A 14987-nucleotide genomic window follows, 5' to 3' on the forward strand; every position below is an offset into this window, starting at 1 on the left:
TTCGGCTCTGCCGGACCAGGCCGTCGTACCGCCCCGCCGTCCCGGGCCGGTCCGCGGCCGCCGCGGTTGCGGGCCCCGCCCGGTCCGCCGTGAGCGAACCGGCTGGTCGGCCGGTGCTCCGGGTGCTTGTGTGGAGCCATGGAGATCTTGGTTCTGGGTGGAACGGCATGGGTGGGCAGGGAAGTGTCCCGGCAGGCGCTGGCGCGCGGACACCGGGTGACGTGTCTCGCGCGCGGTGAGAGCGGCGAGGTCGCGCAGGGCGCGGAACTCGTCGTCGCCGACCGCAGGGACCCCGCGGCGTACGAACCGCTGCGCGACCGGGAGTGGGACGCGGTCGTCGAGGTGTCGTGGCAGCCGCGCTTCGTGCGCGGGGCGCTCGACGCCCTCGGGGCCAGGGCCCGGCACTGGAGCTACATCTCGTCCGTCAGCGCGTACGCGGCGCACGGAACCGTGGGCGCGGACGAGTCCGACACCCTGCTGCCGCCGGCCGAAACCGGCGAGGACGGCGAGGTCGGCATGGAACTCTACGGCGAGGCGAAGGTGGCCTGCGAGCAGGCTTCGGCGGCCGTGCTGGGTGATCGCCTCCTCGTCGCACGCGCGGGCCTGATCGGCGGCCCGGGCGACCACAGCGGGCGCTCCGGCTACTGGGTGGCGCGGGCCGCACGGGACCCCCGGGGGCCGATGCTGGTTCCCGACGAACCGGAGCTGGCGACCCAGACCGTCGACGCGCGGGACCTCGCGTCCTGGCTGCTCGACGCGGCGGAGCAGGGGACCGTCGGCACGTACAACGCGGTGGGCCCGGTCGTCCCGTTCGGGGAGTGGGTCGAGCTGTCCCGTACGGTCGGCGGGCACACCGGCCCGGTGGTCACCGCCGACTCCGCGTGGCTGCTCGCCCAGAAGGTCGGCGAGTTCGCGGGACCCGGCTCACTGCCGATGTGGGTGGTCGAGCCTGGCTGGGAGGGCTGGGCGGCCCGCGACGGGGCCGCGGCCCGGGCGGCGGGCCTGCGGCACAGGCCGCGTGCGGACCTGCTCGCGGACACACTGCGCTGGGAGCGCGAGCAGGGCCTCGACCGGGAGCGCAGGGCGGGGCTGAGCGCCGTTCGCGAGCGCGAACTGCTCGACGCGCTGGGAGCCTGACCCGCCTGCCGGACCCCCGCCCGCCCCGGGCAGGTGCGACCACGGCGCACATTCGTGCTGCGGTCGGGCCGGTGGCTGGTTCAGAGTGATATACGAGTGGTGTACGGGCCGCGCGCCTGACAGTCAGGCCGGGGCCACGACCCGCCGGCCGTTCCCGTCGAACCCGGAGCCTCTTATGAAGATCAACATGACCAGCGTCTTCGTCTCCGACCAGCACAAGGCCCTGCGCTTCTACACGGAGGTCCTGGGCTTCGTGAAGAAGCACGAGGTTCCGGTGGGCGAGTACCTGTGGCTGACCGTCGTGTCGCCCGAGGACCCCGAAGGTCCGGAGCTCCTGCTCGAACCCGACGCCCACCCCGCGGTGAACCCGTTCCGCTCCGCACTGGTCAAGGACGGCATCCCGGTGACCCAGTTCGCCGTGGCCGACGTGCACGCGGAGTTCCGCAGGCTGCGCGATCTCGGGGTGCGGTTCACGCAGGAACCGATGGACGCGGGGCCGGTGACCGTCGCCGTCCTGGACGACACGTGCGGCAATCTGATCCAGATCGCCACGACGCCCGAATAGGGGTGGGGGGCGCGCGAACGAGCTCCGGGTGCGGGACACCCGGAGCTCGCGGATCGGTCGAGACCTCTGGTCAGGAGGAGGCCGCCGCGGCGCCCTTTTCCTTCTGCGGGTCCACGATCTCACCGGCCGGCGGGGCCTTCGCCTCCACCGGCTTGTCGTAGTCGGAGAAGGTCGTGGTGGCCGGCACCTTGCCGCCCTTCTCCTCCACCTTCAGGATGTACGGCTCGCCCTCCGCCGCCACGTACATCGTGATGCTCCCGCCCTGGGCGGACTTCTTCTGCAGCACGGCCGCCTGCTTGCCGTCGACCTGGGTGTCCTGGCCGCGGGTCATGCCCTGCCGCTCGGTCTTGTCCCGGTCGAGCAGTGCGATCACCGCGTCCTTGTCGCAGCCGCCCTGGAGCGCCTTCGCCTCGGCCGGGGGCAGCTTCACCCACTTGTCCTTGTACGCGGCAGTCGCCTTCTGCTCCTTCGCGCCGCCGCCCTGCTGCTTGACCGCCGCCGCCCAGTACTGCTCGTTGCCCTTGATGAACGTCGAGCCGTCGACGCGCAGCATCTCGGCCTTCGCGTCCTGAGTGGTGTTGGTGCCCTGACAGTTGCCCTTGGTGTCGACGGCGAAGTCGGCGGTCGACTTCCTGGTGCCGTCGGACGCCTCCGCGGTGATCCGTACCGAACCGGCCTTCTTCGTCGAGGCGACGGCCTTGTCGGCGATCTGGTCCGGCTGCTGGCCGTCGAAAGCCTTCTTCTCGGCCGCCGGGCTCTTCTTCCCGTCGCTCGCGGCCGGCGCCTCGGAGTCCGCGCATCCCGAGAGCCCGGCCACCAGGGCGGCGCAGGCGATGGCCGGTACCACGAACCCCCGGCGGGTGGTGCGCGTCGGCTTCGGCATCCTGGTCGGCTTCGACATCCTCGTCTCCTTCACGGTATGCATCGTCACTGTGAGCTCCCCCCACGAGTGTTGAGAGCCACGCCGGCCCGCCGGTACGTACTCAACTGCCGTGCTGCAAAAGGAGAATGACGGACAGTCAGCTCGGTGTGGCGGGTGCGGCGTGGTGTTCACCGCGAGTACCCGCGATTCGCGGGAGAAACCGAGGAAGAGGATCTTTATCGGTGGGAGATGGAGGAACGGTGAAGTCCGCGACGCCTTCCTGCGGGTGGCGCCGGTGCTGCCGCTGTGCGTGCCGGCGCCCTCCGTAGAGCTCGTGAAGGGCCCGTACGTCGTCCCGGCCCAAGGTCCTGCGGTTGGTGACGTCCGGCTGCATGACGGAGCCGGGGTCGTCGCTGTGGCCGAGGCCGAGGGTGTGGCCGAGCTCGTGGATGGCGGACTGGTAGAGGTCGAGTCCGCGTCCGCGCACGTGTCGGCCGGCGCGCCCGCGCGGGGAGAGGGTCCAGGGCTCGTCGTCGTCGAAGTGGAGTTCGCCCCTGGGCGGGAAGTAGGCGTACGCGGCGACGCCGCCCGGTCCGTCGACGGGCGATTCGGTGTGGTCGTCGCGGGTGACGAACCGGATCTCGACGTCGGCCGGGCCGCCGGCGACCTTCCGGAACCGGATGTTCCGGTCGGCCTTCTCCCACTGTCGCATCGCACTCGCAATGACACGTTCCACCGTGGGCCGCTTGCCCCGCAGTGAATCCCGCCGGCTGTACCCGACGATGCGCCAGGTGAGGTCGGGGTCCTGCCAGGCGGGGCCGACGATGTCGTACGGGGCGGCGGGCGGGGCGGCCGTGCCGAGGAGGGTGGCGGTGAGCGTCGCGACGACGGCGACCGGGCGCAGAAGCGGGATGCGGGGCATCGGGTCTCCAGACAGGCGGCGGTTGGGTGCGCGTCGGAGCCCGGCACCGCGTGCGGGAGGGCGGGGGAGGGGAAGTGCGATGCGGGGCTGGACCGTGACTGTTCCCGCCGCCGGAAAATGGCAAGCGGCAGCGCCCGCGCGTCCCTCCGATGGAGGACGGGATCGGACCGGATCGGCCGGACGGCGCGGGGAGCGGACCGGGCCGGATCGGCTGACGGCGGCGAGGGGAGCGGGTCGGGCCGGATCAGCCGACGGCGGCGCGGGGAGCGGGTCGGACCGGATCGGCCGGCGGCGGGGGAACGGGCCGATGCGGGTGCGGCCGGGTCGGGATCAGGAGGCGGTCGGTCTCAGTGCGTGGTGATCTTCCCGGGAGCTGCGCCCGTGCGGCGCCTGAGGACGAGGATGACCGCGCTCCCCGCCACCACCAGCGCCGCGCCGATGCCCGTCCAGCCAAGGGCGCCGAGCGACGTGCCCGCGGCGGGCGCCGCCGCCGGGCCGGCCGCCTGGGGCGGATTCGGCTCGTGGGCCGTGGCGCTCGGGTTCAGGCTGCCGACCGGTTCGGCCTTGCCGACCGCGGAGAAGCCCCAGTCCAGCAGCTGACGCATCTCGTTGTAGACCTCGTCGTGCTTCTGCGCCTGCGGGTTCATCACCGTGACCAGGAGCGTGTGGCCGTCGCGCCGGGCGGCTTCCGCGAGGGTGTTGCCCGCGTGCGTGGTGTAACCGTTCTTCCCGCCGATCAGGCCGGGGTACTTCGAGACCCCGTCGATGCCGGACAGCATGCGGTTGGTGTTGGAGATGGCGAACGGCTTGCCCTTGGTCTGCGGACCGCCGGGGAACTTCGCGTCGGCCGTGGAGCAGTACTCCGTGAAGTCCTTGTTCCGCAGCCCCGCGCGCAGGAACAGCGACAGGTCGTACGCGGAGGAGACCTGCCCCGGGGCGTCGTACCCGTCCGGGCTCAGGACGTGCGTGTCCTTCGCGCCCAGCTGATCGGCCCGCTTCTGCATGTCCACGACCGTCTTCGGCACGCCCCCGTTCATCGCGGCGAGCACGTGCACGGCGTCGTTGCCCGAACGCAGGAAGACCCCGCGCCACAGGTCCGCCACCTGGTACTGCTGACCGGGTACGACACCGACCGCGCTGCTGCCCGCGCCCATCCCGGCCAGGTCGGCGGCGGTGACCTTGTGACTGGTCCGCTGCGGCACGGCGGGCAGCACGGTGTCCGCGAAGAGCATCTTCAGGGTGCTGGCCGGAGGGAGCGCCCAGTGGGCGTTCGAGGCGGCGAGTACGTTCCCGGTGTCCGCGTCCGACACGATCCAGGACAGGGCGGAGAGCTTCGGCGGAAGCGCCGGCGCCCCCGCGCCGGACTGCGGTCCCGGCCTGCTCAGCTGCTCGCCGCCGACCGCCGACATCCTGGCCGGGGGAGTCCTGGGGGGTGTCTTGCCCTGCGTCCCGTCCGTGGTGTCCGGTGCGGAGGCGGTCGGGGGGAGGGCCCGCGCCGTCGGGTGGTGCGGGCTCGCGACGGCGGGGCAGACCCCGGCGAGAGCGGTGACCGCGGTCGCGGTCAGGGCCACGAACCCGCGCCGGACCTGCGGGGATGGAGAGGGACGCATCACTCGAACGTAACGCAGCCGAAGAGGTGTGCAGGACGCGTGGGGCGGCGCCGGACAGTGGAATTCACCACGGCGCGGGAAGGGAACGGACCGGGCCCCGATCCCGTCCGCCGGGCGCAGACCGGAGGGAGAGCTCGTGGACGACGGGGAGCCGCCCCGCGCTCTCCGGAGTGCGCGTGCCGGGAGAGGGCGGGGCGGCCGAGGCGTGCGGACGCGGCGGGGTCAGGCCACCGGCGCCGGGTACGTCGGGTACTCGACGCCCGAGACGTGCTGGACCACGCGGATCACCTGGCAGGAGTAGCCGAACTCGTTGTCGTACCAGAGGTAGAGGATCGCGTCGTCGCCCTCGACCTTGAGCGCGCCCGCGTCGATGATCGAGGAGTGGCGCGAGCCGATGAAGTCGCTGGAGACCGCGTCGGGTGCGCTGGTGAAGTCGATCTGGCGCTTGAGCGGCGAGTTCAGCGAGATGTCGCGCAGGTGGTCGACGACCTCCTCGCGGGTGGTCTCGCGAGCGAGCCGCAGATTGAGGATCGCGATCGAGACGTTCGGGACCGGGACGCGGATCGAGCTGCCCGTGATCCGGGCCTTGAGGTCAGGGAGCGCCTTGGCGACGGCGGAGGCGGCGCCCGTCTCCGTGATGACCATGTTGAGCGGGGCGCTGCGGCCGCGGCGGTCCGAGCCGTGGTAGTTGTCCAGCAGGTTCTGATCGTTGGTGAACGAGTGGACGGTCTCCACATGGCCGCGCAGCACGCCGTACTCGTCGGCCATCGCCTTCAGCGGCGGCACGATCGCGTTCGTGGTGCAGGAGGCGCAGGACAGGATCTGCTCGTCCGGCTTGATGGTGTCGTGGTTGACGCCGTGCACGATGTTCGGGACGTCGCCCTTGCCCGGGGCGGTCAGGACGACCTTGGCGATGCCGGGGCGCAGGTGCTTGGAGAGGCCCTCGCGGTCACGCCAGCGTCCGGTGTTGTCGATCAGGATGGCGTCCTTGATGCCGTACTCCGTGTAGTCGACCTTGGTCGGGTCGTCGGAGTAGATCATCTTGATCGTGTTGCCGTTGGCGCTGATCGTGTCGGTCGCCTCGTCGACGGTGATCGTGCCCTGGAACTGGCCGTGGATGGAGTCGCGCCGCAGCAGCGAGGCACGCTTCACGATGTCCTGGCCCGCGCCCTTGCGCACCACGATGGCGCGCAGCCGCAGGCCGTTGCCCGAGCCGGCCTTCTCGATGAGGAGGCGGGCGAGGAGCCGGCCGATGCGGCCGAAGCCGTAGAGGACGACGTCGCGCGGCTCGTTGCGCTCGATCTTGTTCTCGCCGGTGGCGCCGGAGACGGCTTCGGCGGTGAACTCCTCGACCGACAGGCCGCGGTCGTCGCTGCGGTACGTCTCCGCCAGCAGGCCGATGTCGATCTGGGAAGGACCGAGGTCGAGCGTGGTGAGCGCCTGGAGGAAGGGCAGCGTCTCGGTGATCGAGAGCTCCGCGCCGGCTATCTGGCGGGCGAATCGGTGGGTCTTCAGGATGCTGACCACCGACTTGTTCACCAAGGAGCGGCTGTGGATCAGGACCGTGACATCACGCTCCCGGTGCAGCTTCCCGATGATGGGGATCATCGACTCCGCGATCTCCTCGCGGTTCTTCCAGTTGGTGAACGAGTCGTCGTTGACAGTCACAGGGTTTCTCTTTCGAGCTAGGCGGCGCTCATATGCTAACCCTCGGCTTTTTTGATCATGCACCCGGTGCCGGGACGGGCCGCCAAGGGGAGCGCTGCGGCGGCGAACCCGGGTGGAACCCCGCGCCCAGGTCCCTCGTTGAGCCGACGGACGGCCGGTCCGTACGGTCGCGGAGAGGACCCAGACATGTCAGCTTCCAGACCGGCGCCCGCGGAAACCCTCGCGGCCGGCCCCGTCCAGCTCGACCGCCGCGAGGGCGCGCACGGCGAGGTCGTACTGCGGCGGCGCGGGGAGGCCACGTACGAGATCATCGTGAACGGCTGCTTCCTGATGGACACTTCGGACGGCCGTTCCGAACGGCTGCTCGTCGACGCCGCGCGTGCCGCCCTCGGCGCACCCGGGCGGCAACGGCCCACGCTGCTGATCGGCGGCCTCGGTGTCGGCTTCTCCCTCGCGCACGCCGCCGGGCAGCCGGACTGGGGAACGATCACCGTCGTCGAGCGGGAGGAGGCCGTCGTCGAGTGGCACAGATCGGGCCCGCTGGGAGCGGTGTCCGGTGCGGCCCTGGCCGATCCGCGGGTCTCCGTGCTGTGCGTGGACCTGGTGGCTCATCTGTGCGCGCCGGTACGGGAGGAGGAGACGTACGACGCGCTGTGCCTGGACATCGACAACGGGCCCGACTGGACCGTCACGGACGAGAACCGCGGCCTCTACACCCCGGCCGGTCTCGCGGCCTGCCGCGCCAGGCTCACCCCCGGCGGCGTCCTCGCCGTGTGGTCCGCGCAACCTTCGGCACGCTTCGAACAGGCGCTGCGCGACGCCGGGTTCGAGGCGGTGCGGTCCGAGGAGGTACCGGTGCGCAGAGGCGTGCCGGACGTGGTGCACCTGGCCCGCAACCCGGTGTCGACGGGATGACACCGCAGCGCCCGGGGCGGGGGTAGCAGGGCCTTCACTCGCCCGCCGGAGCGGGGCGGCGGGGCTCTCACCGCCGGCACGTGGTCGCCGGGCCGCCCGCGACGCCCGTGTCACAGCCGGACCGGTGTTCGTGGAGGTTCCTCCTTCCCGGCGGTCCCGGGCACGCCTTCCGGATGACAGGATGATCCGTATGGATGTCCGCCGCAGGAACAACGTCGTGATCACCGGCCGCGCCGAAGGGCCGGTGGTGGTGCTGGCGCACGGCTTCGGCTGTGACCAGAACATGTGGCGGCTCGTCGTGCCCGCCCTGACCGACCGCTACCGGGTGGTGCTCTTCGACTTCGTCGGCTCGGGCAGGTCGGACCCGGCCGCCTGGTCCGAGAGCCGGTACTCCCGGCTGGAGGGGTACGCCCAGGACGTCACGGAGATCTGCGAGGAACTCGACCTCCGCGACGTCGCCTTCGTCGGGCACTCGGTCAGCGCCATGATCGGGGTCCTGGCCGCACGGCAGGCCCCCGACCGCATCGGATCGCTCGTCATGGTCGCCCCCTCGCCCTGCTACATCGACGACGAGGGCTACCGCGGCGGCTTCGACGCCGCGGACATCGAGGAGCTGCTGGGGTCGCTGGAGTCGAACTACCTCGGCTGGTCGTCCGCCATGGCCCCGGTGATCATGGGCAACCCGGACCGCCCGGAGCTCGGCCAGGAGCTGACCACCAGCTTCTGCGCCACCGACCCCGAGATGGCCCGCGTCTTCGCCCGCACCACCTTCCTCTCGGACTCCCGCGCGGACCTCAAGGACGTGACCGTGCCCACGCTCGTACTGGAATGCACCCAGGACGTCATCGCCCCCCGCGAGGTCGGCGCGTACGTGCACGCGGCCGTGCCGGGCTCCCGGCTGGTGACGCTGGAGGCCACCGGGCACTGCCCCCAGCTGAGCGCCCCGGAGGCGACGGCCGCCGCGATCGTCGACTTCCTGGGGGCGCGCCTGTGATGGGGCACGCCAGCAGCGAGCCCGACCCCGTGGGGGCGGACGGTACGGACGCCGCGTTCAGCGCCCTGCTGGAGGACAGCGTCGAGGACCTCTACGAGCACGCTCCGTGCGGATACGTCTCCACGCTGATGGACGGCACCCTCGCCAAGGCGAACGCCACCCTGCTCGACTGGCTCGGCCTGCGCCGCGAGGACGTGGTGGGCCGGATGCGCTTCAGCGACCTGCTGACCGTCGGCGGGCGGATGTACCACGAGACCCACTTCGCACCGCTGCTCCAGATGAAGGGCGAGATCAGCGGCATCGCCCTGGAACTCAAGGCCACGGACGGCACCCGGATGCCCGTGCTGGTCTCGGCGGTCGTCAAGTGCGGCAGCGCGGGCGAGCCCCTGCTGATCCGTACCACCCTCTTCGACGCCCGGGACCGGCGCGCGTACGAGGAGGAGCTGCTGCGCGGCCGCAAGCTCGCGGAGAGGGCGCGCGGTGAGGCGGAGAACGCGCGCCGCGAGGCGGAGGAGGCGCGCCGCGCGTCGGAGGCCGACCGGGTCAGGCTCAAGGACGCGATGGCCGTGCTCCAGCAGAGCCTGCTGCCCGCGACCCTGCCCGAGGTCCCGGGCCTCGAAGCGGCCTCGTACTACCACACCGCCTCGCCGGACCGGCTCGGCGGAGACTTCTACGACCTGTTCCCGATCGACGGCAAGCGCTGGGGATTCTTCCTCGGTGACGTCTGCGGCAAGGGTCCCGAGGCGGCCGCGCTCACCTCGCTCACCCGCTACACCCTGCGCGCCGCCGCCCTGCACGACCCCGACCCGGTGGCAGCCCTCACCACCCTGAACACCGTGCTGTACGAGCGCTACACGGCCGCGGGCGGTGACCCGCGCTACTGCACGGCCGTCTACGGCACCCTCGAACCCGACCCCGGCACCGGCCGGGTGCACGTCCAGCTGGCCTCCGGCGGCCATCCGCCGGCCCTGGTCGTACGCACCGACGGCGAGCCCGTGCATGTGCGCACCCCGGGCGGCCTCCTGGTGGGCATCGTGCCCGACCCGCGCTTCACGGCCGCCACCACGACCCTCGCCCCCGGCGACACCCTGCTGCTCTACACCGACGGACTGACCGAGGCGCGCACCGGCCCCGACCGGGCCCTGTACGGGGACGCGGCGCTGCGGGAGTTCACCCGCACCGTGCCCGACACCTCGCCGTCCGCGCTCATCGGCTCACTCTCCGGGCTGCTGGAGAGCTTCGGCGAGGGCCTCGACGACGACACCGCGCTGCTCGCCCTCGGAGCGCCCGCCCGGCCGGGCGCCGACTCGCCGGCCACGTCTTCCGGCGCGCCCGCCACCGCCGACCCCTGTCCCGCCCCTGCGACGAAGAGCCCGGAATGAGCCCGCTGAAGATCACCGACCGAGATGCCGCGACGGGCCCTGTAGTGGAGATCGCCGGCGACCTGGACTACGACACCTCGCCCCAGCTGCGCCGGCTCCTCGACCGTGTGTCGGTACGCAAGGGCGGGCGCCTGGTGCTCGACCTGGCGGGGCTGGAGTTCTGCGACTCCACCGGCCTCACCGTACTGATCGCCGCCCGCAATCACGCGCTCCAGGCAGGGGCCGAGATCGCCCTGGCCGCGGTGCCGCCCAACACCCTTCGCATCCTGAACGTCGTCGGCCTCGACCAGATCTTCGCGCTGTACCCGAGCGTCGACGAGGCGACCGGGAGAGCGGGAGCGCCGGGTACGGACGCGGACGAGGGCGGGGAGAGCGAGGACCTCAAGGAAGCCTCGGGCGCCGCCTGAACGAGCCTGCCCCTTACGGTCGGGGCGCCCGCCGGTGCACACGCGGACGGGGTGCGCCCACCCACCCGTACCTACGCGGCCCCGGCAGACGTCACTGCCGGCGGGGCCCCGGCGGACATGAGGGTGGCCGGGTCCCGGAAGTTCTCCGGGGCCCGGCCACATGCTCTGTCCGCGTTTCCCGCCGCACACGCGTCACGGGGGCGGGCATCGCACCCGCCGTACCTGGTGGGCAAGGGGATCAGTCCTTGAGGGCGTCCTTGGCCTTCTCCTTGGCCTGACGGGCGTCGCCCTTCTTCTGCTCGGCCCGGCCCTCCGCCGTCAGACGTTCGTTCCCGACCGCGCGTCCGGCCGCTTCCTTGACCTTGCCCTTGGCCTGCTCGGTCTTGGCCTGGGCCTTCTCGTCACCCGACACGTCAGTCACTCCCGTCGATTGTCCGGCTTGGCTGTCAGTCATCGTGTGACCGCCCTACGGCTCCCCAAACAGGGGAGTTCGGCTCGGCTTCTGCCGGGCGGGCCGTACCGGGTACGACCGTTACGGCTCCCGTCGGCCGGGCCCGCCGGCGGACTCCCTGCTCAGCCGCCCCGGCCACCATGCCGCCGCGCCGATGTCCCGCACCAGCGCCGGCACGAGCAGTGACCGTACGACCAGGGTGTCGAGCAGCACCCCGAAGGCGACGATGAACGCGATCTGGAGCAGGAACGCCAGCGGAATCACCCCGAGCGCCGCGAACGTCGCCGCCAGCACGACCCCCGCCGACGTGATGACCCCACCGGTCGCGGCGAGGCCGCGCAGAATGCCCTCGCGCACGCCGTGGCGCAGCGACTCCTCGCGCACCCGGGACATCAGGAAGATGTTGTAGTCCACGCCGAGTGCGACCAGGAACACGAAGCCGTAGAGCGGCACGGAGGAGTCGGTGCCGCTCATACCGAGGACGTACCGGAAGACCAGCGCCGAAATGCCCAGGGTGGCAACGAAGTTGAGGGCCACGGTGGCCACCAGCAGCACCGGCATCAGCAGCGACCTGAGCAGCAGCGCTAGAATGACCAGGATGATCGCCAGGACCACCGGCACGATCAGCAGCCGGTCGTGCGCGGCGGTCTGCTGGGTGTCGTACTGCTGCGCCGTGTACCCGCCCACGAGCGCGTCGGCGCCCGGCACGGCACGGACCGCGTCGCGCAGCCGGGCCACGGTGTCCTTCGCCGCGTCACTGTCGGCCGCGCTCACCAGGGTGGCGTCGACGCGCACCCGCCCGTCCACCACGAGCGGCGGGCCGCCGCCGGGGCGGCCGGACACGGTGACGGCGTCGGCGCCCGCCACGCCCTCGGTCCCCTCGGCCGCCGCCTTGACCGCGTCCAGCTGTCCCGCGTCGGCGACGATCACCGCCGGATTGCCCGAGCCGCCGGGAAAGTGCTCACCGAGGGTCTGCTGGGCGGCCACAGAAGGGGCGTCGTTGACGAAGATCTCGTCCAGCGGCACGCCCCGCGAGGTCAGCATCGGGGCGAACGCCGTGCAGACCAGCAGTCCGGCGAGCGCGAGGGACCAGACCCGGCGGGGCGCGCGGTCCACGAGGGCCGCGACCCGCTGCCACAGGCCCGCCGAGCCCTTGCTCCCGCCGACGGTGTCCTGGCTCGCGGCGGCCTGCGGGCGGGCGGGCCAGTACGCGGCCCGGCCGAGCAGGGCCAGCGCGGCGGGCAGGAAGGTGAGCGCGCTCAGCACCGCGCAGACGATGCCGATCGCACCGACGGGCCCCAGCGCACGGTTGTTGGTCAGATCACTGAGCAGCAGCGCGAGCAGCCCGAGTGCCACGGTCGCCGCACTGGCGGTCACCGGCCCCACCGACTGCCGCCACGCGGCCCGTACCGCGGTGAAACGGTCCTGGCCGGCGCCGAGTTCCTCGCGGAAGCGGGCGGTCAGCAGCAGGGCGTAGTCGGTGGCCGCGCCGATCACCAGGATCGACAGGATGCCCTGCACCTGCCCGTCCACCCGCACCACGTCGTGGTCCGCGAGCACGTACACCACCGCACTGGCGAGACCGAGCGCGAAGACCGCACCGACGATGATGAGCAGCGGCAGCAGCACGCTCCGGTACACCAGCAGCAGGATCACCAGGACGGCGAGCAGCGCGACCCCGAGCAGCAGCCCGTCGATTCCGCCGAACGCCTCCTTCAGGTCCGCCTGACTGGCGGCGGGGCCCGCCAGTTGCGCCTTCGTGCCGTCCACCTGGCCGGCCGCCGACCTGATCCGGTCGAGTGCGGGGGCGAGTTCGTCGCCCAGGTCGGGGCGGAGCTGCACCACGCCCTGGAGCGCCTTCCCGTCCTTGGCGGGGAGGGCGGGCGACGGCGTGCCCACGACGCCGTCGGCGCCCTTGAGGGAGGCGAGGGCCCGGGTGGCGGCGGTCCGCCGCGCCTCGCCGAGTGCGCCCCCGCCCTCTTCCGCGGCGGTCCAGACGACGATCGCGGGCAGCGTCTCGTCCTGTCTGAACGCCTGCTGGGCCGCGATGACCCGTGTCGACTCCGCGTTCTGCGGGAGGAAGGCGGCCTGGTCGTTGGTGGCGACCTCGCCGAGCTTCCCCGCGTAGGGGCCGAGCCCGCCGCCGATGCCCAGCCAGGCGATCAGCAGGACGAGGGGGACGAGCCAGCGGGCCGAACGTACGGCGGTGGGCATCTCGTGCTCCTACCTGGGATGTGTCTCAAGTACCCGGGATGTGCCTCAAGCCCGAGAATGTGTCTCAAGCGAAAACAATCTCAATGATTGAAATATAGCAGGACGGTGCACGCGGTCCGAGGCGTCACCTGCGGGGTACGCGCACCGCGTCCAGCTCCGCGTTCAACTCGGTCAGGAAGCGCAGCACGAGGGCCAGTTCGTCGTCGTCGAACCGGCCCCTGGCCCGCTCGGTGGCCTCGGCCAGCGGCATGAAGTGCGTGCGCGCGGAGACCCGGGCTCCGGGCAGGTAGTGCAGATGTACGACCCGTCGGTCCGTGCTCTCGCGGGAGCGGCGGATGTGGCCGGCGCTCTCCAGCCGGTCCAGGCAGGCGGTCACGGCGCCCGAGGTCAGCCCGAGGTGCTCACGCAGCTTGCCGGGGGTGAGGGGGGTCTCGGAGTCCAGGATCGCGGCCAGCGCCTGGATGTCGGTCGGATGCAGACCCTGGCCGGCCGCGAAGCCGTGCACGAGGCGGTTGATCTCGCCGTTCATGCGCCGCAGCTGCACCGCGAAGGCCTGGAGATCCGCCGCGGGGCCCGGCGCGGCGCCGGCTGCTGCCGCCGGTGCGGGGTCTCGTTCGTTTGTACTGGCCACGGGTGCAGCCTATAGAAGGGCCGGGACCCTGGCACGAGCCGGACGGGGGGCCTTGGGTGCGAGGTCTCGGGCGCCGGGCCTTCGGCACGCGGCCGTGAGTGCGAGGCCCGGTGCGAGGCCTCGGTTGCGAGGTCGCCCTACCCCCAGGCCGCCGGGTCCGGATCGACGCCGGTGAGTTCCACCGAGGCCTCCCACAGCGCCCGCGCGGTCTCCGTGTCCCGGGCGCGGTCGGAGCGCTTCGCCAGGACCGGGGCGCCGCGGGTCTCTGCCAGCCTGCCGGGGCCGAAGTACTCGCCGCCCCGCGCCGCCGGGTCGGTGGCCGCGCGCAGGACCGGGAGCGCCCCCGCGGAGGCCGGCTGGGTGTAGAGACGCGAGGTACGCTCCAGCCTCGCCGCCCAGGGGCGGCCCGCCATCGTCGGCCCGGCCTGGCCCAACTCCGTCGCGGAGAGCCCCGGGTGGGCGGCGACGGCCGTCAACGGGCGGGACGCGAGGCGGGCGCGACGGTCGAGCTCCGCGGTGAACAGGAGGTTGGCGAGCTTCGACGCACCGTACGCACGCCACTTGTCGTACCCGCGCTCGGCGTTGAGGTTGCCGAACTCGATCCGGCCGAGCCGGTGTCCCAGCGAGGAGAGGGTCACCACGCGCGCGGGGCCGGTGGAAAGGAGGGGGCCCAGGTGACCGGTGAGGGCGAAGTGGCCGAGGTGGTTGGTGCCGAACTGCATCTCGAAACCGTCGGCGGTGTGCCGCAGGGGCAGCGCCATCACCCCGGCGTTGTTGACGAGGAGCCCGAGGCTGCCGTCCACCTCCGCGCCGATGTGGTCGGCCGACTCCCGTACGGAGGCGAGGTCGGCGAGGTCGAGGCGGACCAGCCGTACGTCGGCGCCGGGGGCGACGGCCCGGATGCGCTCCAGGGTGTAGGCGCCCTTTTCGAGGCTGCGGCAGGCCAGCACCGTGCGGGCGCCCGCACGGGCCAGGTACAGCGCGGTGGCGGCGCCGATGCCGCTGTTCGCCCCGGTGACGACGGCGGTGGTGCCGTCGAGACGGGGGATGTCGCGTGCGGTCCAGGAAGTCATGGAGTGCCGTTCGTGGAGGCGGGCAGGGAGGGGATGGCGTGACGGAGGGGCGGGGTCGACGGGCCGGGGCGGATGTGGCGGACGGGAAGGTCGATTCGAACCTGCCCGGTCCGCCCCGGTCCACTCGTCGCCCGCTCGCCCCGCCCTCGCCGTCCC

General features: G+C 72.4%; 14 protein-coding genes. 6 read left to right on the plus strand and 8 right to left on the minus strand.

Translation table 11 applies throughout. The features are described from left to right. Positions 1-138 precede the first annotated feature (138 nt). Positions 139-1137, plus strand: a complete 999-nt coding sequence (locus ACIQM4_RS19765) for an NAD-dependent epimerase/dehydratase family protein (RefSeq protein ID WP_401592997.1) — start codon at positions 139-141, stop codon at positions 1135-1137. Positions 1138-1312: 175 nt separating this feature from the next. Next, positions 1313-1702 (plus strand): VOC family protein, encoded by a 390-nt coding sequence (locus ACIQM4_RS19770; RefSeq protein WP_401592999.1) that lies wholly within the window; start codon positions 1313-1315, stop codon positions 1700-1702. A 70-nt stretch (positions 1703-1772) separates the two neighbouring features. Here the strand turns inward: ACIQM4_RS19770 and ACIQM4_RS19775 are convergent, their stop codons facing one another. The 4 genes from ACIQM4_RS19775 to ACIQM4_RS19790 all read right to left on the minus strand — a co-directional run bounded on the left by ACIQM4_RS19775 (position 1773) and on the right by ACIQM4_RS19790 (position 6764). Continuing rightward, the gene (locus ACIQM4_RS19775; RefSeq protein ID WP_401593001.1) at positions 1773-2603 is read right to left on the minus strand and encodes a hypothetical protein; all 831 of its coding nucleotides are present in this window, start codon (positions 2601-2603) and stop codon (positions 1773-1775) included. A 118-nt stretch (positions 2604-2721) separates the two neighbouring features. Next, positions 2722-3486 (minus strand): matrixin family metalloprotease, encoded by a 765-nt coding sequence (locus ACIQM4_RS19780; RefSeq protein ID WP_401593003.1) that lies wholly within the window; start codon positions 3484-3486, stop codon positions 2722-2724. 347 nt (positions 3487-3833) lie between these two features. Further along, positions 3834-5096 carry a D-alanyl-D-alanine carboxypeptidase gene (locus ACIQM4_RS19785; protein WP_401593005.1) on the minus strand — a complete coding sequence of 421 codons (1263 nt, stop codon included), beginning with the start codon at positions 5094-5096 and terminating at the stop codon, positions 3834-3836. A 222-nt stretch (positions 5097-5318) separates the two neighbouring features. Beyond that, positions 5319-6764 (minus strand): glyceraldehyde-3-phosphate dehydrogenase, encoded by a 1446-nt coding sequence (locus ACIQM4_RS19790; RefSeq protein ID WP_401593007.1) that lies wholly within the window; start codon positions 6762-6764, stop codon positions 5319-5321. Between the two features lie 186 nt (positions 6765-6950). On the opposite strand from ACIQM4_RS19790, the gene ACIQM4_RS19795 reads away from it, so the two are divergent. From ACIQM4_RS19795 to ACIQM4_RS19810, 4 genes are all read left to right on the plus strand, one after another. Next, positions 6951-7679, plus strand: a complete 729-nt coding sequence (locus tag ACIQM4_RS19795; RefSeq protein WP_401593009.1) for a spermidine synthase — start codon at positions 6951-6953, stop codon at positions 7677-7679. 190 nt (positions 7680-7869) lie between these two features. Beyond that, the gene (locus tag ACIQM4_RS19800) at positions 7870-8673 is read left to right on the plus strand and encodes an alpha/beta fold hydrolase (RefSeq protein WP_401593199.1); all 804 of its coding nucleotides are present in this window, start codon (positions 7870-7872) and stop codon (positions 8671-8673) included. Beyond that, positions 8673-10055, plus strand: coding sequence for a PP2C family protein-serine/threonine phosphatase (locus ACIQM4_RS19805; RefSeq protein ID WP_401593011.1), 1383 nt, complete (start codon positions 8673-8675; stop codon positions 10053-10055). Before ACIQM4_RS19800 ends, ACIQM4_RS19805 begins: the two co-directional genes overlap by 1 nt. Further along, positions 10052-10462 (plus strand): STAS domain-containing protein, encoded by a 411-nt coding sequence (locus tag ACIQM4_RS19810; RefSeq protein ID WP_401593013.1) that lies wholly within the window; start codon positions 10052-10054, stop codon positions 10460-10462. The genes ACIQM4_RS19805 and ACIQM4_RS19810 overlap by 4 nt, the downstream gene beginning before the upstream one ends. Before the next feature lie 238 nt (positions 10463-10700). Here the strand turns inward: ACIQM4_RS19810 and ACIQM4_RS19815 are convergent, their stop codons facing one another. The 4 genes from ACIQM4_RS19815 to ACIQM4_RS19830 form a co-directional block, all read right to left on the minus strand. Then, positions 10701-10874, minus strand: coding sequence for a CsbD family protein (locus ACIQM4_RS19815; RefSeq protein WP_401593201.1), 174 nt, complete (start codon positions 10872-10874; stop codon positions 10701-10703). Between the two features lie 120 nt (positions 10875-10994). Beyond that, positions 10995-13127, minus strand: a complete 2133-nt coding sequence (locus tag ACIQM4_RS19820; RefSeq protein ID WP_401593015.1) for an MMPL family transporter — start codon at positions 13125-13127, stop codon at positions 10995-10997. Positions 13128-13251: 124 nt separating this feature from the next. Further along, positions 13252-13758 carry a MarR family winged helix-turn-helix transcriptional regulator gene (locus ACIQM4_RS19825; protein WP_401593017.1) on the minus strand — a complete coding sequence of 169 codons (507 nt, stop codon included), beginning with the start codon at positions 13756-13758 and terminating at the stop codon, positions 13252-13254. Positions 13759-13895: 137 nt separating this feature from the next. After that, positions 13896-14831, minus strand: a complete 936-nt coding sequence (locus ACIQM4_RS19830) for an oxidoreductase (RefSeq protein ID WP_401593019.1) — start codon at positions 14829-14831, stop codon at positions 13896-13898. Between the last annotated feature and the right edge of the window lie 156 nt (positions 14832-14987).

This window comes from Streptomyces sp. NPDC091272, assembly GCF_044757485.1.
GTDB lineage: Bacteria > Actinomycetota > Actinomycetes > Streptomycetales > Streptomycetaceae > Streptomyces.